Source organism: Ruegeria sp. YTSC004, assembly GCF_059609805.1.
Map to the genome: position 1 here is coordinate 94984 of NZ_JBXWMJ010000004.1, position 22073 is coordinate 117056.

A 22073-nucleotide genomic window follows, 5' to 3' on the forward strand; every position below is an offset into this window, starting at 1 on the left:
TTTTGAAATGAAAAATTGAAAATGTTTCAATCCAGCCTCTAATTCGAGGCCGGATTTCGTGCAAATTATCGCCGAATGTTACAGAAGGTCGGGCGGGGTAGCCGCCAAAGACAACTCTTTTGTTACAGCCTCAAGCGATTGAACCTGTGTCTGTTTTTCGCCAAGGCGGCGCACACTTACCGTACGCTCGTCAACTTCGCGGTGACCGACGGCCAGAATGATCGGCACCTTGCCGACCGAGTGCTCCCGGACCTTGTAGTTGATCTTTTCGTTGCGAATATCCGCCTCGGCACGCACGCCCGCGGCCTTCAGCGTTTCGACAACTTCCAATACATAGTCATCCGCCTCTGACGTAATCGAGGCGACCACGACCTGTCGCGGGGCCAACCAGAACGGCAACTTGCCAGCGTGCTCTTCGATCAGGATTCCTATGAAGCGTTCGAACGAGCCCAGTGTCGCCCGGTGCAGCATGAACGGACGATGCTTTGCGCCATCGGCTCCGATAAAGTTTGCATCCAGACGTTCGGGCAAGTTGGGATCAACTTGCAGGGTGCCGCACTGCCATGTCCGGCCGATCGCGTCGGTCAGAGTGAATTCCAGCTTGGGGCCATAAAACGCGCCTTCGCCTTCCAGAACCTCATAGTCATAGCCCGCTGCCTTACAGGCATCCCCCAGCGCCTTTTCGACCAGATCCCAGCTTTCGTCCGATCCGATCCGTTTTTCCGGTCGAGTCGACAGTTTAATAGTCCAGTCATGGAACCCGAGGTCAGCATAGACCTTGGACAGGAACGCGATGAACTTGGCGGTCTCAGATTCGATCTGTTCCTCGGCGCAGAAGATATGGCCATCGTCCTGCGTGAAACCACGGACCCGCATGATCCCATGCAAAGCGCCCGAGGGTTCGTACCGGGCGCACGATCCAAACTCCGCCATACGCAGGGGCAGGTCGCGATAGGACTTCAGGCCTTGATTGAACACTTGCACGTGGCACGGGCAGTTCATCGGTTTCAGCGCATTGATCGCCTTTTCGCGGGCATGCTCTTCGTCCACTTCGACGATGAACATGTTCTCCTGATACTTGTCCCAGTGGCCAGACGCTTCCCACAGTTTGCGGTCTACGACCTGCGGCGTGTTCACCTCGACGTAACCGTCGCGTTCCTGCATCCGGCGCATATAGTCCTGCAGAGTGGTATAGATTTTCCAGCCATTCGGGTGCCAGAAAATCTGACCCGGTGCCTCTTCCTGCATGTGGAACAGGTTCATCTCGCGGCCCAGCTTGCGGTGGTCACGTTTGGCGGCCTCTTCCAGCATGTGCAGGTGCGCTTTCAGCTTTTCCTTGCCGGTGAAGGCCACGCCATAAATACGCTGCAGCATCGCACGCGAACTGTCGCCACGCCAATAGGCGCCAGCAATGCTCATCAGCTTGAAGGCGTCGCCCGGCAGTTGGCCGGTGTGCTGCAAGTGCGGGCCACGGCAGAGGTCCTGCCAGTGGCCGTGCCAGTACATGCGAAGCGGTTCGTCACCCGGAATGGCTTCGATCAGCTCGACTTTATAAGGCTCGTTATTGGCCTTGTAGAATTCGATTGCGCGCTGACGGTCCCAGATTTCGGTGGTGACGGGATCGCGCTTATTGATGATCTCCTTCATCTTTTTCTCGATGAGGCCGAGATCTTCGGGCGTGAACGGTTCTTCCCGGTCGAAATCATAGTACCAACCGTTGTCAATCACGGGGCCGATGGTGACCTTGGTTGCAGGCCAGATTTCCTGCACTGCACGCGCCATCACGTGCGCCAGATCGTGACGGATCAGCTCGTTGGCCTGTTCCTCATCTTTCATGGTGTGGATGGCGATCTGCGCGTCAGATTTGATGGGCCACTGCAGGTCCCAGTGCTGGCCGTTCACGGTGGCCGAGATGGCCTTTTTGGCCAATGAGTTCGAGATATCAGCAGCGACCTGAGCTGGCGTGACGCCTGCGTCATAGGATCGTGCATTGCCATCGGGAAAAGTAAGGGAGACTGGCTGTGAGTCTAGGGCCATATCGGCTCTCCTCGTCGGTTTGGCGCCCACTGAACGCCCGGTTGCGGGTTATGTGTGTTCGATCCATTTGGCAGTTGCAGCATGACCTGTCAAGCACCCAACCGCGCTGTGGTTGACGCGGCGGGAGGTTCGAATTCGGGAATTGCAGCCACCGGGCAGCCGTGCATGATGAACCCCAAAAGGAAAGAGGGCGACATGGCAGCGACGGATTTTCTGGAAACGGCGCAAGGGCGGCGGCTGGCTTATCGCAAAAGCGATGGGGCAGGGCCGACGGTTGTGTTTTTGGGCGGGCTGAAGTCTGACATGGAGGGCACCAAGGCGGTGCATCTTGAGGCTTGGGCCAAGGCGCGCGGTCAGGCATTCCTGCGGTTTGATTATTCTGGTCACGGTGAAAGTTCGGACAAGTTTGAGGACGGCTGTATCGGGGACTGGCACGATGACACTCTGGCCGCCGTGACTGAGCTGACAGTTGGGCCTTTGATTATTGTTGGGTCGTCAATGGGCGGCTGGCAGGCGCTTTTACTGGCCAAAGCGATACCGGACCGGATTGCCGGTATGGTCACAATTGCCGCGGCCCCGGATTTTACCGAGGACGGGTATTGGGCATCGTTTTCTGACACGCAAAAACAGGTGTTGGAGACCGAAGGGTATGTCGAACTGCCCTCGGACTATATGGAGCCCTACATCATCACGAAGCGTATGATCGAAGATGGAAGACAACGGCTGGTTTTGCGGGATGGAATGAACCTTCCTTTTCCGGTTCGTTTTCTGCAGGGGACTGCAGATACGGCGGTTTCCAGTGCAACCGCAATGCGTCTATTGGACCACGCCACGGGACCTGACATGCGTCTGCTGTTGGTCAAGGACGCTGACCACAGATTCTCGGACGGGCCATGCCTTGAGATCATCGAAAACGCCGTGCTTGAAGTGATGGGCGTGCAATGATCCGGGCATTCGGCAAAATTATAGGTCGTTTTCTTCTAGTGCTGGTTGCGGCTGGCGCTTTGATCTATTGGTTCGGCCCCCGCGAAGAGGTGAACCTGAATCCGACATTTGAACCCCGCAAGTTTGGCGAAGGGGTGCAGGTCTATTTCGAAAGCGTCGAGTCCACTTTCGATGACATTACTCCGGGTGTTGAGAAACGGGTTATCTGGCGAGACGGGTTCAAAGAACAGCGCACGCCGGTTTCCATCCTGTATGTGCACGGGTTTTCCGCCTCGTCCGAAGAAATTCGCCCGGTCCCCGATATGGTCGCAGAGGCTTTGGGGGCCAATCTGGTCTACACCCGCTTGCAGGGCCACGGGCGCGGTGGGGATGCAATGGCCGAAGGCACCGCCTCGGGCTGGATGCAGGATATGGCCGAAGGGTTGGCTGCCGCTCGGGCGGTGGGCGATCAGGTTGTCGTGATTTCGACCTCGACCGGCGGAACGCTGGCTGCGGCTACGGCATTGGACGACGCGCTTATAGAAAACGTAGCCGGTTTGGTCTTTGTCTCTCCGAATTTCGGAGTGAACACGCCCGGTGCCTGGATACCCGGCCTTCCATGGGCGCGCAGCTGGCTGCCATTGATCATGGGGGAAGAACGGGACGTCTCTGGCCCGGACCCGGAAAAGAACAAGTACTGGTCGTCGGTTTATCCGTGGGAGGCAGTTGTGCCTATGACCGCCTTGGTTGAGACTGTTTATGCATTGGACTTCTCGCAGGCGCGTGTCCCAGCGCTGTTCTGGTTCTCTGACGATGATCAGGTTGTGCGTCCGGACTTGACCCACAAGGTGGCCGATGCCTGGGGCGGGCCTGCAAGTGTTCAGACGGTAACGATGGGGCCGGGTGATGACCCGTCATCCCATGTGATCGCCGGACGCTTGATGTCTCCGGGGCAGACGGATGCCGCGGTCGCTGGTATTCTGGCATGGCTGAAAGAGCAGGGGATCGAATGATGGAACAGCGCGTCAGCTTAATAACGGTTGGGGTCGAGGACCCGGAAGCCGCGGCCGTGTTCTATGAAAAGATTGGCTGGAAACGTGTCGACAGCCCGGATGGTGTGATTGCCTTTGATCTGATCGGGCAGACGCTGGGGCTGTATCCTCTGCCGGCATTGGCCGATGAGATTGGTGTTGACGTGGGCACCTTGGGCCGTGGGGCGCTGACGCTTAGCTATAACTGCCGGTCAAAGGAAGATGTCGCGCAGGTTTTAAGCAAGGTTCAGGCCGCTGGCGCCGAGGTTCTTAAACCGGCCTCGGATGTGTTCTGGGGCGGGCATCACGGTTACTTCCGCGCGCCCGAGGGGACGATATGGGAGGTCGCTTTCAACCCGTTCTCACCTCTGGCCCCTGATGGGGCGTTTCGTTGGAACGGGTACGGGTAATGCGCAAGCCGGGCAGCATGTGGAGCCTTGAAACTCTTGGCCGCGTGCGCCTGTCCCGGCATTTTTTCATGCGGGATTTCCTGTATTCAGAGATTGGAAATTTCCATGAAAAACAGAACCTTCCCGACAACCCTGATCTTGCCATCGAAACTGGTCGGGCCTTTTGCCAGACGTTGCTCGACCCGTTAGAGGAAACGTTCGGACGTGTTGCCGTGCGCTCGGGCTACCGGTCGCCGTCTCTAAACCAATTTGGCAATGAAAACCGGCTGAACTGTGCCCGAAATGATAATCCGCTGGAGTGCCATATCTGGGATTGGGGCACCGGCGATTATCGGGTTGCTGGGGCGTCGATTGTCATTCCGTGGTTCGCGGATCGTTATGCGGAAGGCCGGGATTGGCGCGATCTTGCGTGGTGGATGCACGACCATCTGGAGTATTCCGAGATTTGGTTCTTTCCAAAACTTTGTGCCTTCAATCTGGTGTGGCGACCAATTCCCCTCAAGCGTATCGACAGCTACATCGCCCCGCGCGGCTGCCTGTTGCGTGCGGGCGAAAATCCGGGCGAAGACCTGAAGACTCGTCAAAGGCGCTACGCGGATTTTCCCACGTTTCGCGGTATTGCCTATCCGTGAAGTTTGACTTGCTCAGACTTATAAAACCTCTCATCTTGTTAAAAAACAAAGCCGCTCAAGAGGCTGAGACGAAGGAGGCCGCGATTGATCGAGCCGTTGGTTCTATTGCCCGGATTGATGTGCGATTCTAGGGTGTTCGCCCCTCAGATCGCCCACTTTTCTCGTCAACGCGCGGTCACGGTTGCACCAGTTTCGTTGGGCGAGCGGATTGAAGAGATCGCATCGGGCCTTTTGGATCAACTGCCCCATCGTTTCGCGCTGGCCGGGTTGAACATGGGCGGCGCCGTGGCCTTGGAACTTGTTCGCCGTGCACCCGACCGAATCTCGCGCCTGTGTCTGATGGCGACGGATGCGCAGGCCGACACGCCCCAGATCGCAGCAACGCGAGAAGAGCATATGGTCGGCGCGAAGGCCGGACGGCTTGAAGAGGTGATGCGAAAAATCATTGGGTCAGACACACTGGCCCCAGGGCCAAGACGCGTTCCTATCCAAAATGACGTGATAACAATGGCTCTGGACCAGGGGCCGGATGTCTTTGACCGGCAGATGCGCGCTTTGCAGCGGCGCGCTGATCAGCAAGGGGCGCTGAGGACGATCAAGTGCCCCACGCTGGTGCTGTGTGGGGCGCGTGACCTGCTGTCACCTGTGCGCAAACACGCCTTTATGGCGGAATTGATCCCGGATGCCGAACTGAAAGTGGTTGAGGACGCGGGACATTTGCCAACCCTCGAGACCCCTCAGGTCGTCAATGAAGCGCTTGAGAACTGGTTAAGCACACCTGCGCGAACCACCTACGGATAAAGGGCTGCGCGTTCGGATTTGCTGAGGATCACAGGCTCGGCAACCGGGTCAAAAGTGCCTGGGTCGAAGAAGGGTGTGTTCTTCCAACTGCCTGACACCCGCGATTTCGCGACACGGGTCACTAGCCCATATACGGCTGACCCAATCTTTTCATGGGTCTGTTTGCCGTGTCCTGTGGGGATAAACCCGCGCGTGGTGATCGGCCCCAACCCACTTGGGTCGGGGATACGTTTGACGATAAAACCCGCGAATGGGAACTTCGGCGTTGTTGGTGTGGTCGCCAGTGGCGCATTGCAGCAACTGGCATACCAGCGCATCATCCCTTTGGGGCTTAGTTGCATCAGCGCGAGATGCTCTGCGCCACCGTCGAAATGGATCTCTTCCGGAAGCATCTGCAGGATTTCAACAGGACCGGGGGCAGGATCGGGTTGCCCAAAGTACAATTGCGCCGCGCGGCAATCGTGACAGTAGCACACGACATGTGTGCCGTGTTTCACGCCTGCGGCGCTGATCCGTCCATGTAGGGAACCGCAAGAGCAGGAAAACGGGGTATCTTTCACCGTCTTCCTGCTCATCGTTTTCAGGCCACTTTGTTTTTGTTTGCCGCGCGACGCTGTGGTTTGCGCGTGTTGGCGTTCATGAAGTCGATCACAAGCGGCCGGATATTGTCGCGCCAGCTGCGCCCCGCGAAGATGCCGTAATGGCCGGCGCCGGGTTCGACATGACTTGCCTTTTTGTTGGCCGGCAAGCCGGTGCACAACTCAAGAGCGGCGATACACTGACCTGGGGCCGAGATGTCATCGTTTGCGCCTTCGACCGATTTGACCGCAACATCAGTGATTTTGCCGATATCGACTTTGTGCCCCGCAACAATGAACTCGTTGCGCGCGATTTCGCGGTTTTTGAAAACGCGCTCGACTGTGGACAGGTAAAACTCGGCTGGCATATCCATAACGGCCAGATATTCATCGTAGAACCTGTTATGGGCATCGTGATCCGATGCTTCACCCCGCATCACGCGCTGGATCTGATCTGTAAACGCCTTGGAGTGGCGGTCTGCATTCATTGACATGAAAGAGGCAAGCTGCAGTAGTCCGGGATAGACCATGCGCCCAACGCCTTTATATTTGAAGCCCACGCGTTGGATCATGGTTTCTTCCAACTGTCCCATGGTGACGCGGCGGCCGAAATCTGTCACGTCGGTCGGAGTGGCGTCAGGGTCAACCGGCCCACCGATCAGGGTCAGTGTGCTTGGCTGGGCTTTGGGTTCAACCTCGGCCAGATATGCGGTCGCGGCCAGGGTCAGCGGAGCGGGTTGGCAAACGGCGACGACATGTGTGTCCGGGCCCAGTTCCTTCATAAAATCGACAAGGTAGAGCGTGTAATCCTCGACATCGAACTTGCCTTCGGAAACGGGAATATCACGCGCATTATGCCAATCAGTTACGTAAACCTCGCAATTGACCAGCAGGCTCTTGACTGTCGAGCGCAACAAAGTCGCGTAGTGCCCCGACATAGGTGCAACCAACAGTACCTTACGGGGTTGTTCTTCCCGTCCGTTGACGCGAATATGGATCAGGTCGCCAAATGGGCGCTCCATTACGGGAACAATATCAACAAGGTGGTCTTTGCCATCCTCACACGTGAACGTTCGAATACCCCAGTCCGGCTTTGCGATCATGCGCTGAAACGTGCGCTCGGTCACTTCGCCCCATGCGGCCATCATGCTGAACGCTGGGTTGGGGATCATGGAGAACAGTGGGTAAGACGCCATAGCACTGGCCGTTGCCCCCATCCATTGGTTCGTGTTGCGCATGGTTTCCATAAGGTCGTAGGTCATCATGTAGCGCATATAGGGGGCCTCCTGGCTGCCGGTGTGAGTGTCGGACCATTCGTCGCTTTGTTCCCCAAGCCCACGACGATTATTCTGCATAGCAGCGAGGTTAAGGGGGAATTGTTAAAATGACAACAAGTGAACACCAGACACAGGAGCTATCCCCGGAACACCTTGAGAGGCTTAAAGAAAATATGGACAAGGTGGAGGAGCTTTCGAAGCGGCTTGTTGATGCGATGTCGGGAAAGAAGGGTCATAACCCTGCGTTAGACGGTCCGAATCAAGAGCTTTATGCAAAGGCAGCATCGGCGTATTGGGCTGAGGCGATGCAGAACCCGGCCAAGCTGTTGGAGCAGCAGATCGAGTTCTGGGGCCAGTCTGTTCTGAACTTTGCCGAGGCGCAGCAGGCGCTGGTGAGCGGCGAGGAGGCGGAAGAGGCCGCCTCCGCCCCCCGGGACAAGCGGTTTTCCAACCCTCTGTGGGAGACAAACCCGTATTTCAAATTCATCCGCCAGCAATATCAGACCAATGCCGAAGCCATCGCGCAAGCAGTGGCTTCGGTCGAGGATCTGGATGTGCAGGACAAGCAGCGGCTGGCGTTCTTCTCGCAGCAGATCATCGACATGATGTCTCCGACGAACTTTCTGGCGACCAACCCGGATGCGCTGGAAAAGGCGGTTGAGACGGAAGGCCAGTCACTGATCCAGGGGCTGGAAAACCTCGTGGCCGATCTCGAGGCTAATGACGGTGAGATGGTGGTGAAGCTGGCCGATGACAGCGCCTTTGAGGTTGGCGGCAATATCGCGACAACGCCCGGCGATGTGATCTATCGCAACCGGCTGATGGAGCTGATCCAGTACAAACCGGCGACCGAGACGGTGCACGAAACACCGCTGGTGCTGTTCCCGCCCTGGATCAACAAGTTCTACATTCTGGACCTCAAGGCGCAGAACAGCCTGATCAAATGGGTGACCGAGCAGGGCTATACCCTGTTTGTGGTCAGCTGGGTGAACGCCAATGAATCCCACGCCGATATTGGCATGGAGGATTATATCCAGGAGGGATTCCTGACCGCGATCGAAGAGGTCAAATCGATCTGCAAGGTCAAACAGGTCAACGCTGTCGGTTACTGCATCGCGGGCACCACGCTCAGCCTGACGCTGTCGCTGCTCAAGCAACGCGGCGACAAGTCGATTAAGTCGGCCACGTTCTTCACGGCCCTGACCGACTTTGGAGACCAGGGAGAGTTCACGCCCTTCCTGCAGAACGACTTTGTGGACGGGATCGAGGATCAGATCTCGGAGGACGGTGTACTAAAAGCGTGGATCATCGGGCGCACGATGTCATTTCTGCGCTCAAAGGACCTGATCTATGGGCCTGCGATCCGCAGTTATATGATGGGTGAGACACCGCCCGCGTTTGATCTGCTGTTCTGGAACGGGGACGGGGCCAATCTGCCCGGCCGCATGGCGGTTCAGTACCTGCGCGGCCTATGTCAGCGCAATGACTTCGTCACCGACGGGTTCGAATTGCTGGGGCACAAGCTGCATGTTCGCGACGTGGACGTGCCGCTGATGGCGATCACCTGCGAGACCGATCACATCGCGGCGTGGAAGGCGTGTTATCGCGGAGTGCAGCAGATGGGGTCGCAGTCAAAGACCTTCATCGTCTCGGAATCGGGGCATATCGCCGGAATCGTGAACCCGCCCAGCAAGAAGAAATACGGGCATTACACCAACACCGATTTGAAGGCAGACCCCGAAACCTGGCTAAAAGAGGCCACGTATCACGAAGGGTCCTGGTGGCCCCGGTGGGAGGCTTGGTTGAAGAAGCGGTCAGGCAAACAGGTGCCAGCGCCCACGCCCGGCGATTCGGGCCACCCCAGCTTGGCGCCGGCGCCGGGGACCTATGTACGGGTCAAGGCAAGCGGTTGATTTTAAATTATTTCGTGGAAAAATTCTGCAATGCAGCAAGAAAAATCTTGCAATGCTGCGGTGCGGCATCCATATTGTCCTCAAGCTGATGAAAACCGGGGTGGGCCCGGTTCGGCAAAAGGATTTAGGACAATGGCAAAGACGCAAGATTTCACCGCGACCCTGAAAGACGTTATGGGCGCGTTCCCCGTTGACACCACCGCTCTGGAAGGAGCTTTCAAATCGACCGCGACGCTGAACGAAAAGCTGTCGGGTGTTGCACTGGAAGCGGCTGAAAAGTCGGCTGAGATCTCGAACAAATGGACCAAGGACACCCTGGCCAAGCTGACCGAGATGTCGAAAGCCAAGGCAGAGCCTGCAGACTACGCCAAAGCGGCCACCGACTTCGCCAGCGCATCGGCTGAAGTTGCAGCTGAAAACATGGCAGCCTTCGCAGAGATCGCGAAAAAAGTTCAGTCCGAAACCGTTGAGCTGCTGATGGCAGCTGGCAAAGACGTAGCCGAAGACACAACCGCGGCTGTCAAAAAAGCCACCAACGACGTGACCGCAGCTGCCAAGAAAGCAACTGCTGCCAAGTAAGCAAACGCCGCGAGGCGCACCCACTCCTCCCAATCGGTGCTATCGCGCAGGGCAGGTCGAAAGACCTGCCCTTTCTTTTTGTGCTGCGCTCGCATAATCTCTGCTGCAATGCATCATCCTTGGGGAGGGTAAACGGTGTCGGAACAAGAAAAACCACTGTTGATCAAACGTTACGCCAGCCGTCGGCTGTATAACACCGAGACCAGCGACTACGTCACGCTTGAAGACATTGCGTCGTTTATTCGGGACGGGCGCGAAGTACAGATCATAGACCTGAAGTCAGGTGATGATCTGACGCGGCAATATCTGCTGCAAATCATTGCTGAACACGAAAGCCGCGGCGAAAATGTGCTGCCGGTCAATGTGCTGAACGATCTTGTGCGCAGCTACATGCTGCCGGGTGGCGGTGTGATGCCGCAATTCCTACAAAGCTCATTCGAGATGCTGCGGGAAAACCAGAGCAAGATGATGGAAAACATGAGCGCGATGAATCCGATGTCTCAGATGCCGGGATTCGATGCAATTCAGGCGCAGCAGCAAGCATTCCTGAAAGCCATGACAGGTGGTCTGTCCGGCGGATGGTCCGGTCCGGACAAAGACGATGACGCCAAATCCGAGCCCAAGGAAGATTTGGACGACATCAAAAAACAGTTGGCGGAACTGCAGCAAAAGCTGTCCAAGCTTAACTGACGTGGCCCAAGATGCGCTGGTTGATCCTGAGTATCACGCTACTTTGGATGCAACCCGCGTCGTCGCAAGGTGTTTTCTCGGACCAGTGGACCCAAGTTTGTACATTGGGGACACGGGCCGAAGCCGGATGTGATGCGATTCGTGCACGCGAAATTCTTGCGGCCGATCAGCCCCCGTGGCGGGCGATTGGACGTGTTAATTTTGCCAGTCGGGATCAGAAGTCTCACTGCACCGGTGTTCTTGTTTCGGACAATCTTGTCCTGACCGCCGCGCATTGCCTGTACAACACACCGCGTCAGCGGTGGATTCCACCCTCAAGCATCCGTTTCGCCGCCGGTTATCAGCGCGGAGAAGCTGCTGCGGTTTCAGGCGTGAAAGGGTATCGGCTCCATCCCGAACAGGGCGTTGAAGGTCGGTTTGATGACAGAGCAGACCTGGATTGGGCGGTTCTGGAACTCAGCGCGCCGATTGGGCAGCAAGTCGGCTATCTGCCGCTGGGGGATGATAGCGCCACTAGCACGTTTGTTGCGGGGTATCCCGGTATCCGGCCCCATGTGCTGAGCAAAACAAAAACCTGCCAACCGCACCGCCATTCAAGCGGGGTTTTGCTGGCGACATGTCCGGTCATGATGGGCGATTCTGGTGCGCCTTTGTTGGTTAGGACGGAAACCGAATTGCAGGTTGTCGGAATCCTATCCCGCGTGGCTGAAACCCCCAAGGGGATCACAGCACTGTTTTTGCCGGTCGATCTGTTTGACCTTGGACCTTAGTCGTCGTCAGGTTCCGTAGACAGGAACCGGGCCTGTAACCTCGCCCACAGACGCCAGCAGGATATCCGAAATCACGTCCAGCTCTTCGCGCGTCAGGCGGACAGGCAGCCGTACGTCGCAGGCTTTCATAAGCATTGTGCGGGTTTGCGGTAGCTCGAACTTTTCCGGCAGGAATTTCCAGTTCCAGAATGCGCGTGCGTTGTCCTGGCTCAGGCCAAAGACCTGAACTTTGACGCCCCGCGCCTCAGCTGCCGCAGCAAAGGCGCGGATTTCGTTGTCGTCCATGTCCACAAGGTTGAACTGAATAGAATCCGGTGCCCGGCGTTCAGGCGCTAGTGGGGCGGGGACATCGATATGGGGCGATGTATTCAGCCGGTCTGCTACATAGTCGTGGTTGGACAGGCCATCACGCACACGACGCGCAAGTTCCGGGATTTGGGGCCGGATCACCGCAGCGCTCAGATTGCTCATCCGCAAATTATAGAGCGGCAATTGGTTCTGCCAGCGAGCAAATGCCTGCTCCAACTCGGGCGAGTTGTCGCCTTGCGGTCCCTTATGCTTCTTCCAGTTATGTTCATACGCGCCCGACATGATCACGGCTTGCGCCACCAGATCGGCGTCGTCGGTGATCAGAATACCGCCTTCGCCCGCGTTGATCATCTTGTAGGACTGAAATGAGAAGCAGCCGATCTTGCCAATCGTTCCGATATTGCGCCCATGCCAGGTTGTGCCCAGCGAGTGCGCCGCGTCCTCGATCACAGGGATGCCGCGCGCGTCACACAGCGCCATGATGGCGTCCATGTCTGAAGTGTGGCCGCGCATGTGGCTGATGATCACGGCCTGAACTCCGTCCAGCTTGGCCTCGAAATCCGACATGTCGATGCGGTAATTCTCACCCACTTCGCACAGCACAGGAATGCAGTCCGCATGCACGACCGAGGACGGAACGGCGGCGAAGGTGAAACCGGGGATCAAAACCCGCGCATCCCGCGGGAGGCCGAGCGCCTTGAGCGACAGGAACAGGGCAGCCGAGCAGGACGAAACGGCCAGCGCGTATTTACTGCCCAGCAGCTTGGCAAACTCGGCCTCAAGCAAGGCAACCGGCGCGTCCTGCGGTGCGGTATAGCGAAACAGATCGCCTGACTGCATCAGGGCGTCGATGGCTTCTTTTGCTGCTGGGGGGATTGGTTCGGCGGCATGAACGTTTGGCGGAAGCGTCATATTTGATTTTCCCAAATTCTATCTTTGGGAAAGTTAAAGCTAAACGAAATGCAAGCCAAGCCCTCATTCGCCCCTAAGGCGAAATTTCACCGATATGCCAAAATTCCTAAAGGTCAGAAACCCAACCGGTCCCGCAGCGCGAACCATGTCATCGCCAGCACCAGCAGAGGGCTGCGCAGGGCAGGGCCTCCTGGAAAGGGCATGGCGGGGACGCGGGCCATCGTGTCGAACCCTTCGGCTTGCCCCCGGATGGCCAGTGCCATCAGTTGGCCCGCATGCGTGGCCGTGCCGACCCCGTGCCCGGAATAACCCGACGCGGAAAGGATATTGGGCGCGATCCGCGTCAGATACGGCATCCGACGCATTGTGATGGCCAGAGTGCCGCCCCAAGCGTAGTCGATCTTTACATCCCTCAAGTGCGGGAAAATCTCGGTCATCGGTTTGCGCACTGTTGCCGTGATGTCACTGGGAAAACGGTAGCCGTAGCTTTCGCCGCCGCCGAACAGCAGGCGGCCATCGGCGCTAAGGCGGAAGTAATTCACCACGAACTTGGTGTCGGCGACAGCTACGTCTTTTGTCAGAACGCGGGCGGCATCCGCGCCCAAAGGCTCGGTCGCGGCGATGAAGTTGTTGATGGGCATGACCTTGGTGGCCACCTTGCGGTTCAGATCGCCGAGATATCCGTTGCAGGCCAGAATGACGTGGTCTGCCGTCACATTGCCCTGCGCGGATTTCACAACGGCTGGGGTGGTTTCTTCGACGCCAAGAACCTCGGTGCTTTCATAGATGCGTACGCCTGCTTTTGCCGCTGCCTGAGCCAGCCCCAACGCAAAATTCAGCGGATGCAGATGCGCCGCGCCCATATCCAGATAGCCGCCCCGATAAGAGGGCGAAGGACACAATGCCTGACCTGCGCCTTCGTCCAGAACCTCCATCTGGTCATAACCATAGCGGTCGGACAGATGTGCCGCGTGATCGTGAAGCTCTTGCTGTTCACCATTGCTGAGGCCCAGAACGGCTACGCCGGGTTTCAGATCACAGTCGATCTGGTGCTTCGCGATCAGGGACTTGACCAGATCTTTTGCGTCTTCGGCTAGGTCCCACAGCTTGGCGGCGTCATCATCGCCGACCAGCCGCTCGAGGTCTTCCTGATCCATCCGCTGTGCGCTGCCCAATTGCCCGCCATTGCGGCCCGAGGCCCCAAAGCCAACGCGGTGCGCCTCAAGCAGAACAACATCGAACCCTGCTTCGGCCAGATGCAATGCGGCGGACAGGCCGGTATACCCGCCGCCGACAATGCAAACATCAGCCTTCACATCGCCGGACAGCGCGGGGAAGCGATCCACCGGATTGGCCGTCGCAGCGTACCAGCTGGCCGGGTACTCGGCCTTGCGGTCATTGGAATAAAGCAGGTTCATCGGGTGCCTCAGACATTCATCAGCAGATGCTCGCGCTCCCACGGAGAGATGACCTGCAGGAATTCCTCGTATTCGGCCCGTTTGACGATGCCATAGACGCGGGCGAACTCAGGGCCCAGAACTTCGTGCAAGGCAGTGGCCTCATCAAACAGGTCCAAAGCGTTGCCCATAACCTGCGGGATATCACCTTCGCCCTCATAGGCGTCACCATAGAATTGGCGGCGCGGGCGCTCTTGCTGGGTCAGGCCCAGATAACCACAGGCCAGAGACAACGCGATGCCCAGATAGGGGTTGCAATCCATGCCGGCGATCCGGTTTTCCACGCGGCGGGCCTCGGGGCCGGACAGGGGTACGCGAATGCCGGTGGTACGGTTGTCGCGCGCCCATTCCAGATTGATCGGCGCGGCGTGGTCTTTCACATAACGGCGGTAGGAATTCACGTATGGGGCCATCACGGCCAGACCAGCTGGCAGGTGGTTCTGCAACCCGGCAATGAAGTTGTAGAACGCATCCGTTTCACCGCCTTGAGGACCGGAAAAGATGTTCTGGCCTGTTTCCATGTCGATAATCGAGTGGTGGATGTGCATGGCCGAGCCCGGCTCATCCTCGATCGGTTTCGCCATGAAGGTAGCAAAGCAGTTGTGGCGCAGCGCGGCCTCGCGGATCAGACGTTTGAAGTAGAACACTTCGTCAGCCAGCTTGACCGGGTCGCCATGGCGCAGGTTAATCTCCAACTGACCCGCGCCGCCTTCCTGCGTGATGCCGTCAATCTCGAACCCTTGATGTTCAGCAAAATCATAGATGTCGTCGATCACAGGTCCGAACTCGTCCACCGCGGTCATCGAATAGGCCTGCCGCGCGGCTGCCGGACGACCCGAACGGCCCATCATCGGTTTGATGCCCTGTGCCGGGTCGACATTGGGGGCGACCAGAAAGAACTCCATTTCCGGTGCTACGACCGGTTTCCATCCCTTGTCATGATACAGCTGCACGACGCGTTTCAGAACATTTCGCGGGCTGAAAGGGATCGGCTTATCGTCCCGATCGTAGGCGTCGTGAATAACCTGCAATGTCCAGTCACCCGTCCACGGCGCGGCAGATACGGTCGAGAAATCAGGTTTCAAGATCATGTCCCGCTCGATAAAGCCGTCTTCACCCGCTGCTTCGCCCCAATCGCCGGTGATGGTTTGATAAAAGATGCTGTCGGGCAGGTGGAAATAAGTCTGCCGCGCGAACTTGCTGGCAGGTACGGCCTTGCCGCGCGCAATGCCCGGCAAGTCCGAGATGATGCATTCGACCTCATCCAGCCGGTGGCCGGAGATATAGGTTCTTGCTGCTTCTGGCAGCTGGTCTGTCCAGTCGGCCATCAGGCCCTCTCTTTCTTCAGAAATTCTGCCATGTGCCGTCCGATGGTCGCGTTGTCGTCGGGGCCGGGCAGCCGGTTAGCGGCAGCTTCCATCAACGGGTCGGGAACCACACCCTTGCCGCGCGTTTCCATCAGGCCCTGGATAAAGGCATCGCCGTATTCCGGGTGGGCCTGCACGGTCCAGATGTTGTCGCCATAACTTACCATCGCATTGCGGCAAAAGTCGTTGGTGCCGATCACACGCGCGCCTTCGGGCAGCTCAACCACCTGATCCTGATGCCAGGCATTCAGGGTGACGGATTGGCCTTCCAAGTCATATTCGGTGCGCCCCACGGCCCAGCCGCCGGTGAACTTTTCGACTTTGCCGCCAAGCGCCTGCGCGATGATCTGGTGGCCAAAGCACACACCGATCAGCGGACGACCGCTGCGTTGAATGGCGCGGATCAGATCCTCAAGCGGTGGTATCCACGCATGATCTTCATACGCGCCATGGCGCGAGCCGGTGATAATCCAGCCATCAGCCTGAAACGCGTCCTTGGGGAATTGGCCGTCTACAACGGCGAAGGTTTCGTAGGTAAAACCATTGCCGTCCAACAGCGCGGCAAACATCGCGTCATATTCGCTGAATTTGTCCTGCAGTTCATCAGGTGGATGGCCGGTCAGTAGGATGCCGATTTTCATGGGTCACCAAATTTGATCAAATTTATTCTAGCCCAGCGGATGCGGGCGGGCAAGGGGGCTCATACGGCTTCGACATAACTCAGCCAATGGTTTTCGGATGGACGCTCGGCGAACCGCTTGATTTCCTGTCGCTTGGTCATGGCGAAATAGCGGATCAGGTCGGCCGGAAAGATGCGCGCGACATTGGGGTCTGTTTCGAATGCTGCAATGGCTTGGGTCCAGTCGGCAGCCAATTGCGGCAGCCCGTCGATCTCATAGGCATTGCCCGAAATCGGGGCAGGCGGTTCCGACTGATCTTCGATGCCGTTCATAGCGGCCCCCAGAACAGCGGCCAACATCAGATAGGGGTTGATGTCCCCACCGGCGACGCGGTGTTCGATCCGCCGCGCAGCTGATGCACCACCGGGAATGCGCACAGCGGCAGTGCGGTTTTCATAGGCCCAGCACGCACCGGTCGGGGCGTGCGCGCCCGGGACCAGGCGCGTGTATGAATTCCCGTGCGGCGCAAAGACAAGCGTACATCCGGGCATCGCGGTCAGGCATCCCGCCACGGCCCAACGCAGTAGATCGGTGCCTTCGGGGCCGCCATTATCGAAAACGTTTCGGCCGTGTTGGTCCACGACCGAGAAATGGACATGCATCCCGTTACCAGCGTCATCGGCGTAGGGTTTCGCCATGAAGGTTGCGGTGAACCCGTGTTTGCGGGCAAGGCCACGCGCCAAGGCCTTGAAAAGCCATGTATCATCGGCACAGCGCATGGCGTTTTGGTGATTCAGGTTGATTTCGAACTGGCCGATACCGCTTTCCGAGATGGCGGTTTGCGCGGGAATATCCATCGCAGCGCACCCGTCATAAAGGTCGGTGAAGAACGCATCGAAGGCATCCATTTCGGCCATCGACAGGACTGCTTCATCCTTCAGTCGTCGCTGGGTCACAGGATTGACCGGCGGCTGCGGGTGCGCACCCGAGGCGTCGAGCAAGGTGAACTCCAGCTCTGTCGCCGCAATGACCGACCAACCGCGCTGTGCATAGCGATCAAGAACAGAGGCAAGTGCATGCCTGGGGTCGCCAGCAAACGGGGTGCCATCGTCGTCATACAGGCACATGGGGACAAGAGCGGTTTCCGTTTCCAGCCAAGGCACAGGCACAGGACCGCGCTCGGTCGGAAGCAAGACACCATCTGCGTCACCGGATTCGAATACCAGCGGGCTGCCGTCGATATCCGCGCCCCACAGGTCGACATTCAACGCTGAAAACGGCATGCGCAGCGTGCCTTTGTCCAGCTTGTCGGCGTAAGAGGGCGGCACACGCTTGCCTCGCATCTGACCATTCAGGTCACATGCGGCAACGCGAAAACTGTGCAGGGCGCTCAGATCCATCACTGACTCCATTACTTGGCTACCCGAGGTGTAATAGAGGAGTGACCTGTTGTCACGAAATTTGATCAAATTTTCTTTGGCTGAGAAAAACCCCGCGCACGTCCAGTGGGACAGGCGCGGGGTTGGCCGTCAGACGAAGCTGACGCCGTTTTCCACCATCGGCAGAGTGGTGACTTTCACGCCGGATAGCGCCCGGATCGCATTGGCCAGCGCGGGGGCCGAAGGCGGTGTGCCGGGTTCTCCAACACCAGTGGGGGCTTCGGCGGAAGGCACGATATGAACGTCAATCTCGGCAATATCGCCGATGCGCAGCGGTTCATAATCAGGGAAGTTGTACTGATCCACCGCGCCTTGGGTCAGCGTGATCTGATCACGCATGACGTGGCCGATACCATATCCGATACCGCCTTCCATCTGCGCGCGCACCACGTCGGGGTTCACAGCAATCCCGCAATCCACGGCGCATGTGACCTTCTCGATCTTGATGCCGTTTTCCGGATCACCGGACAGCTCAACAACCTGTGCGGCATAGGACCCAAAGGACTTATGCACCGCGATACCTTGTGCGCGACCCGCAGAAGCATTGCCCCAACCGGCCTTCTCAACAGCCAGCTTCAGAACTTCTGCTTTGCGTTGCTGATCCGCGTTGTTGGTGTCCGACAGATGGGACAGACGGAACTCTACCGGGTCACGACCTGCGGCCTCGGCAACGGTATCCATCATCGTCTCCATGACATATCCGGTGTGCGTGTGCCCCACCGAGCGCCACCATAGAACCGTTGTTGCCTTGGGGGTGTCGGTTAGGCCCAACGCCATTCCGGGGATGTCATACGGGCTGTCTGCAATGCCCTCGACAGAGCTGTGATCGACGCCGTCATGTACCGCGACGGCCTCAAACGGTGTGCCCTTGATGACCGACTGACCGGCGACCTGATGCTGCCAGCCGACGATTTTGCCATCGGCGTCCAGGCCAACGCGCACCCTGTGGCCGAAGGCGGGGCGGTAGTAACCGCTGCGGATATCATCTTCGCGGGTCCACACCAGTTTGACCGGGCGCGAGCGGTCGGTGACCACAAAGGCCAGCGCAGCCTCAACCTGATAATCCGCATCTGGCGTCGCCCGTCGTCCAAAGGATCCACCGGCCAGCATTGTCTTGATGTGAATCTTTTCTGGTGGCAGTTGGAAGATCTGCTGATAGGCCATATGCGGGCCGGTCGGCATCTGTGCACCATCGTGCAGGACAATGTCACCTTCGGCAGTTTGCTCGATGGTGCAGTTCAACGGTTCCATCGGGGCATGTGCCAGCAGCGGGAAATAGAAGGTCTTTTCAACAACCTTGTCCGCGCCATCAATGGCCGCCGACACCGCTGCGACATCCGCTTTGTTCACGTTATACGTCGCTTCGGCGTCCAGAGCGGCCATGATTTCGGCCTTGATCTGGTCCGAGTCGCGGGTCTCAGATCCGGACATGTCCCAGTCTACCTCAAGCGCGTCGCGCGCCTGAATGGCGGCCCAGGTGTTTTCGGCATAAACCGCGACGCCTGCCTGATTTGGAAGAACCGCCGCGCTGATAAATCCTTTGACCTCTTTTGACGCGCTGTCGTCAAATCCGTTGGCAATACCGCCTTTCGATTCAGGGCGCTTGATCATGGCGACCATCTGGTTCGGCAGATGGACGTCCATCGCGTACATTGCCTGACCGTTGCCCTTGATGGCCGAATCCTTGCGGCGCACCGTTTCGTTTCCGATCAGACGGAACTCTGACGGGTCTTTCAGGCGCGGCTCGGCCGGGGCCTCCAGTTGAGAGGCCGCGGCCACGAATTCAGCGATTGGGGCCGATTTGTCGCCTGCCTTGACGATACCTTCCTCAATGGTGATGCCGGATGCGTCCAGGCCCCAGCTTTGCGCGGCGGCATTGATCAGCATCTCACGCGCCGCCGCACCTGCCTGACGGTATTGCATCCACGAATTCGCCATTGCGGTTGATCCGCCAGTGCCCTGGAAGGGACCGAACAGCAGGTTGTTATAGACCTGCGGGTTGGATGGCGCGAATTCGTATTCGATCTGGTCCATGGTCAGGCCGATTTCCTCTGCGATCAGCGTCGGCAGCCCGGTTGCCGGACCTTGGCCCTTTTCAAAGTGTTTTACGATGGCTGTAACAGTGCCGTCGGCATCGATCTTCACGAATGGGTTGAATTGAGCGGCCTCTGACGAAGCAGCCGCCAGCGCCCCATCAGGGTGAGCGCCAACCAGCAGTACGGCACCGGCAGCAGCGGCACCTTTCAGAAATCCACGGCGGGAGGTGTTGATGGTCATGGATCAGGCCTCCAGAATTTCAGATGCGCGCTGGATGCCGGCGCGAATGCGTTGATAGGTGGCGCAACGGCAGGCGTTGCCATGCATGTAATCGTCAATCTCTTCGACGCTGGGTTTGGGGTTTTCGGACAATAGTCCAACCGCCGACATCACCTGACCCGACTGGCAATAGCCGCACTGGACCACGTCCAGCTCGACCCAAGCTTGTTGAATGGCCGCGCCGATTTTTTCGTCTCCAACCGCCTCGATTGTAGTGATCTCGGCATCTTCGACATCTTCGATATAAGTCTGGCACGAGCGCACAGGCTCGCCGTTCAGGTGCACGGTGCACGCTCCGCAAGATGCGACACCGCAGCCGAATTTGGTTCCGGTCAGCTTAAGCTCGTCCCGGATCACCCATAGCAGGGGCGTGCCGGGTTCGGCGTCGACCGAGTGGGTTTCGCCGTTCAGTTTTAATGTCAGTGCCATGAGGGGGCTCTCCGTGTTGGGCTGGTTACCTGAGTCGGTAAACTGGCGGGTTTACACTAGGCCAGAAATCCGCGCGTGTAAACTGGAGAGTTTACGTAGTGTTTGACCTTGATCTGTCAATGGGTCTATAGCTTTAAAATATGAACGAATGCACAGCGCCGAATGCGTCCAAACATGCCCAGATCATCGAAGCGGCCGTAGCGGAATTCCAAGAAAAGGGGTTCGCCGCTGCCAGCATGGATCGCATTTCTGCGCAGGCCGAAGTGTCCAAGCGCACGCTGTACAAGTACTTTGAAAGCAAGGAAAACCTGTTTAGATCCATCGTGTTGGAACTGTCTAACCGGTTCGCGGCCGTTCGGGACATCCGCTATGAAAAAGGGCGCGACATTCGTAAACAGCTGACCGATCTGGCCTGGGCCGAGGGGCGCATTCTGATGCTGCCCGAAGTGATGGCGATGGCGCGGATGGTGATCAGCGAAACCCTGCGCAACCCTGATCTTGCTGCCGCTGCGCAAGGCAAACTGGACAAAACAGCGATCTTTATCGAGATGCTGAGGGATGCAGCCGAAGACGGGCAGTTGCGGATCGAAAACCCCGAACAGGCGGGACAGGAATTCATCGGCCTGATTAAGTCCAGAGCTTTCTGGCCCATGGTTTTCACTGGTAATGTTCTGAATGAAGCCGAGATGACCGCGACCATAGAAAGCAGCGTCGCCATGATCCTCAGTCGCTATGGCGTCTAGGTTCAATGCAACGACGGGGCGCGCATCTAAGTCTAAAGAAAATGCCCGCCACAGTATTGTTCTTAAGCCGTCATGGCCTGCGGTAGAATGAACGGAACTTGAGCCTTAGGAAGGGTGCTGACCGGCAAGTCGATACCATAAACCTGCTGCATAGTCTGGTCGTTCAGGATCGCAGTTGGTGTGCCTGAGCCCCAAACAGATCCTTCCGATATGACGTACACATAGTCGGCAAACAGCGCCGTCAGGTTCAGGTCGTGCATAACCACAACAACGCCGCCGCCTTGTGTGGCGAAGTTTCTTGCGACGCCCAGCACAGTGAACTGATGCGCAATGTCCAGGCTTGCAACGGGTTCGTCCAGCAACAGCCATCTGGGTTGATCGTGGTATGTCGCGTCCCAGACTTGGGTCAGAACGCGGGCAAGCTGAACCCGTTGCTGCTCACCCCCCGAAAGGTTCTGATAAGACCGGTGCTCAAACCCAGCGAGGTCGACATAGGCCAGGGCCTGCGCTGGCAGACTGTCATCCGCCGCTGCTAGCCCGTTTGCTAGGCCCAGCCGGACGATCTCGAGCACGGTGAAGGGAAATGCAACGGTTGACGATTGCGGGAGAACCCCGCGCATTGCAGCCAATTGCCAAGGCTTCAGCTCGGACATGCTGTGCCCGTTCAGAGAAATCGCTCCATAAGATTCAAGTTCGCCTGATAAGGCTTTGAGTAACGTAGATTTTCCCGAGCCATTCGGGCCGATGATGGCTGTAACTTTTCCGGGTTCTGCGTCAAAGTCCACGCCGTGGAGAATCTCCTTACGGCCGAGTTTGACGTGTATGTTTTCGCCCTTCAT

General features: G+C 57.8%; 21 protein-coding genes. 10 read left to right on the plus strand and 11 right to left on the minus strand.

Annotated elements, in window-relative coordinates; genetic code table 11:
- Positions 1-78 precede the first annotated feature (78 nt).
- On the minus strand, positions 79-2037 hold the full coding sequence (gene thrS, locus AC2FFP_RS09265) for a threonine--tRNA ligase (protein ID WP_496844106.1): 1959 nt from the start codon (positions 2035-2037) through the stop codon (positions 79-81).
- A 195-nt stretch (positions 2038-2232) separates the two neighbouring features.
- On the opposite strand from thrS, the gene AC2FFP_RS09270 reads away from it, so the two are divergent.
- The 5 genes from AC2FFP_RS09270 to AC2FFP_RS09290 all read left to right on the plus strand — a co-directional run bounded on the left by AC2FFP_RS09270 (position 2233) and on the right by AC2FFP_RS09290 (position 5835).
- A complete protein-coding gene (locus AC2FFP_RS09270; RefSeq protein ID WP_496782564.1) occupies positions 2233-2982 on the plus strand; it encodes an alpha/beta fold hydrolase in 750 nt (249 codons plus the stop codon).
- Positions 2979-3974: an alpha/beta hydrolase gene (locus AC2FFP_RS09275; RefSeq protein ID WP_496777600.1), complete on the plus strand. Its 996-nt coding sequence runs from the start codon at positions 2979-2981 to the stop codon at positions 3972-3974. Before AC2FFP_RS09270 ends, AC2FFP_RS09275 begins: the two co-directional genes overlap by 4 nt.
- Positions 3974-4402 (plus strand): VOC family protein, encoded by a 429-nt coding sequence (locus AC2FFP_RS09280; protein WP_496777798.1) that lies wholly within the window; start codon positions 3974-3976, stop codon positions 4400-4402. Before AC2FFP_RS09275 ends, AC2FFP_RS09280 begins: the two co-directional genes overlap by 1 nt.
- Before the next feature lie 17 nt (positions 4403-4419).
- Complete coding sequence (locus tag AC2FFP_RS09285; protein WP_496766895.1) at positions 4420-5034, plus strand: hypothetical protein; 615 nt, start codon at positions 4420-4422, stop codon at positions 5032-5034.
- Between the two features lie 84 nt (positions 5035-5118).
- Positions 5119-5835 (plus strand): alpha/beta fold hydrolase, encoded by a 717-nt coding sequence (locus tag AC2FFP_RS09290; protein ID WP_496844109.1) that lies wholly within the window; start codon positions 5119-5121, stop codon positions 5833-5835.
- Here AC2FFP_RS09290 and AC2FFP_RS09295 read toward each other — a convergent pair.
- Together AC2FFP_RS09295 and phaZ are read right to left on the minus strand one after the other, a co-directional pair.
- Positions 5826-6410 (minus strand): DUF6151 family protein, encoded by a 585-nt coding sequence (locus tag AC2FFP_RS09295; protein WP_496741113.1) that lies wholly within the window; start codon positions 6408-6410, stop codon positions 5826-5828. The genes AC2FFP_RS09290 and AC2FFP_RS09295 overlap by 10 nt on opposite strands.
- Before the next feature lie 5 nt (positions 6411-6415).
- Positions 6416-7687 carry a polyhydroxyalkanoate depolymerase gene (gene phaZ / locus AC2FFP_RS09300; protein WP_496723867.1) on the minus strand — a complete coding sequence of 424 codons (1272 nt, stop codon included), beginning with the start codon at positions 7685-7687 and terminating at the stop codon, positions 6416-6418.
- A 110-nt stretch (positions 7688-7797) separates the two neighbouring features.
- Here phaZ and AC2FFP_RS09305 point away from each other — a divergent pair, with 110 nt between their 5' ends.
- The 4 genes from AC2FFP_RS09305 (at position 7798) to AC2FFP_RS09320 (ending at position 11642) form a co-directional block, all read left to right on the plus strand.
- Positions 7798-9603: a PHA/PHB synthase family protein gene (locus AC2FFP_RS09305; RefSeq protein WP_496766897.1), complete on the plus strand. Its 1806-nt coding sequence runs from the start codon at positions 7798-7800 to the stop codon at positions 9601-9603.
- Positions 9604-9735: 132 nt separating this feature from the next.
- A complete protein-coding gene (locus AC2FFP_RS09310; protein WP_058274073.1) occupies positions 9736-10182 on the plus strand; it encodes a phasin family protein in 447 nt (148 codons plus the stop codon).
- Positions 10183-10317: 135 nt separating this feature from the next.
- On the plus strand, positions 10318-10872 hold the full coding sequence (gene phaR, locus AC2FFP_RS09315; RefSeq protein WP_496723607.1) for a polyhydroxyalkanoate synthesis repressor PhaR: 555 nt from the start codon (positions 10318-10320) through the stop codon (positions 10870-10872).
- An 11-nt stretch (positions 10873-10883) separates the two neighbouring features.
- Positions 10884-11642, plus strand: a complete 759-nt coding sequence (locus AC2FFP_RS09320) for a trypsin-like serine peptidase (RefSeq protein ID WP_496766898.1) — start codon at positions 10884-10886, stop codon at positions 11640-11642.
- A gap of 6 nt (positions 11643-11648) precedes the next feature.
- On the opposite strand, the gene AC2FFP_RS09325 is transcribed toward AC2FFP_RS09320, so the two are convergent.
- The 7 genes from AC2FFP_RS09325 to AC2FFP_RS09355 all read right to left on the minus strand — a co-directional run bounded on the left by AC2FFP_RS09325 (position 11649) and on the right by AC2FFP_RS09355 (position 20491).
- Positions 11649-12863, minus strand: a complete 1215-nt coding sequence (locus AC2FFP_RS09325; protein WP_496766899.1) for a DegT/DnrJ/EryC1/StrS family aminotransferase — start codon at positions 12861-12863, stop codon at positions 11649-11651.
- Between the two features lie 113 nt (positions 12864-12976).
- Complete coding sequence (locus AC2FFP_RS09330; RefSeq protein ID WP_496844114.1) at positions 12977-14281, minus strand: NAD(P)/FAD-dependent oxidoreductase; 1305 nt, start codon at positions 14279-14281, stop codon at positions 12977-12979.
- Positions 14282-14289: 8 nt separating this feature from the next.
- Positions 14290-15648, minus strand: coding sequence for a glutamine synthetase family protein (locus tag AC2FFP_RS09335; RefSeq protein WP_496766901.1), 1359 nt, complete (start codon positions 15646-15648; stop codon positions 14290-14292).
- Positions 15648-16328: a type 1 glutamine amidotransferase gene (locus AC2FFP_RS09340; RefSeq protein ID WP_496766902.1), complete on the minus strand. Its 681-nt coding sequence runs from the start codon at positions 16326-16328 to the stop codon at positions 15648-15650. The genes AC2FFP_RS09335 and AC2FFP_RS09340 overlap by 1 nt, the downstream gene beginning before the upstream one ends.
- A gap of 59 nt (positions 16329-16387) precedes the next feature.
- Positions 16388-17707, minus strand: coding sequence for a glutamine synthetase family protein (locus AC2FFP_RS09345; RefSeq protein WP_496766903.1), 1320 nt, complete (start codon positions 17705-17707; stop codon positions 16388-16390).
- A 129-nt stretch (positions 17708-17836) separates the two neighbouring features.
- Entirely contained in the window at positions 17837-20023 is a 2187-nt protein-coding gene (locus AC2FFP_RS09350) for a xanthine dehydrogenase family protein molybdopterin-binding subunit (RefSeq protein ID WP_496880966.1), read from the minus strand.
- Positions 20024-20026: 3 nt separating this feature from the next.
- Positions 20027-20491, minus strand: a complete 465-nt coding sequence (locus tag AC2FFP_RS09355) for a (2Fe-2S)-binding protein (RefSeq protein WP_496777622.1) — start codon at positions 20489-20491, stop codon at positions 20027-20029.
- A 140-nt stretch (positions 20492-20631) separates the two neighbouring features.
- On the opposite strand from AC2FFP_RS09355, the gene AC2FFP_RS09360 reads away from it, so the two are divergent.
- Positions 20632-21234 carry a TetR/AcrR family transcriptional regulator gene (locus AC2FFP_RS09360; RefSeq protein ID WP_496737727.1) on the plus strand — a complete coding sequence of 201 codons (603 nt, stop codon included), beginning with the start codon at positions 20632-20634 and terminating at the stop codon, positions 21232-21234.
- A 62-nt stretch (positions 21235-21296) separates the two neighbouring features.
- Here the strand turns inward: AC2FFP_RS09360 and AC2FFP_RS09365 are convergent, their stop codons facing one another.
- Entirely contained in the window at positions 21297-22073 is a 777-nt protein-coding gene (locus AC2FFP_RS09365) for a heme ABC transporter ATP-binding protein (protein WP_496766906.1), read from the minus strand.

Coding starts and splice junctions, on each gene's coding strand:
- thrS (WP_496844106.1), bottom strand. CDS start 2,037: ATGGCCCTAGACTCACAGCCAGTCTCCCTTACTTTTCCCGATGGCAAT.
- AC2FFP_RS09270 (WP_496782564.1), top strand. CDS start 2,233: ATGGCAGCGACGGATTTTCTGGAAACGGCGCAAGGGCGGCGGCTGGCT.
- AC2FFP_RS09275 (WP_496777600.1), top strand. CDS start 2,979: ATGATCCGGGCATTCGGCAAAATTATAGGTCGTTTTCTTCTAGTGCTG.
- AC2FFP_RS09280 (WP_496777798.1), top strand. CDS start 3,974: ATGGAACAGCGCGTCAGCTTAATAACGGTTGGGGTCGAGGACCCGGAA.
- AC2FFP_RS09285 (WP_496766895.1), top strand. CDS start 4,420: ATGTGGAGCCTTGAAACTCTTGGCCGCGTGCGCCTGTCCCGGCATTTT.
- AC2FFP_RS09295 (WP_496741113.1), bottom strand. CDS start 6,410: ATGAGCAGGAAGACGGTGAAAGATACCCCGTTTTCCTGCTCTTGCGGT.
- phaZ (WP_496723867.1), bottom strand. CDS start 7,687: ATGCGCTACATGATGACCTACGACCTTATGGAAACCATGCGCAACACG.
- AC2FFP_RS09305 (WP_496766897.1), top strand. CDS start 7,798: ATGACAACAAGTGAACACCAGACACAGGAGCTATCCCCGGAACACCTT.
- AC2FFP_RS09310 (WP_058274073.1), top strand. CDS start 9,736: ATGGCAAAGACGCAAGATTTCACCGCGACCCTGAAAGACGTTATGGGC.
- AC2FFP_RS09320 (WP_496766898.1), top strand. CDS start 10,884: ATGCGCTGGTTGATCCTGAGTATCACGCTACTTTGGATGCAACCCGCG.
- AC2FFP_RS09325 (WP_496766899.1), bottom strand. CDS start 12,863: ATGACGCTTCCGCCAAACGTTCATGCCGCCGAACCAATCCCCCCAGCA.
- AC2FFP_RS09330 (WP_496844114.1), bottom strand. CDS start 14,281: ATGAACCTGCTTTATTCCAATGACCGCAAGGCCGAGTACCCGGCCAGC.
- AC2FFP_RS09335 (WP_496766901.1), bottom strand. CDS start 15,648: ATGGCCGACTGGACAGACCAGCTGCCAGAAGCAGCAAGAACCTATATC.
- AC2FFP_RS09340 (WP_496766902.1), bottom strand. CDS start 16,328: ATGAAAATCGGCATCCTACTGACCGGCCATCCACCTGATGAACTGCAG.
- AC2FFP_RS09345 (WP_496766903.1), bottom strand. CDS start 17,707: ATGGATCTGAGCGCCCTGCACAGTTTTCGCGTTGCCGCATGTGACCTG.
- AC2FFP_RS09350 (WP_496880966.1), bottom strand. CDS start 20,023: ATGACCATCAACACCTCCCGCCGTGGATTTCTGAAAGGTGCCGCTGCT.
- AC2FFP_RS09355 (WP_496777622.1), bottom strand. CDS start 20,491: ATGGCACTGACATTAAAACTGAACGGCGAAACCCACTCGGTCGACGCC.
- AC2FFP_RS09360 (WP_496737727.1), top strand. CDS start 20,632: ATGAACGAATGCACAGCGCCGAATGCGTCCAAACATGCCCAGATCATC.
- AC2FFP_RS09365 (WP_496766906.1), bottom strand. CDS start 22,073: ATGAAGGGCGAAAACATACACGTCAAACTCGGCCGTAAGGAGATTCTC.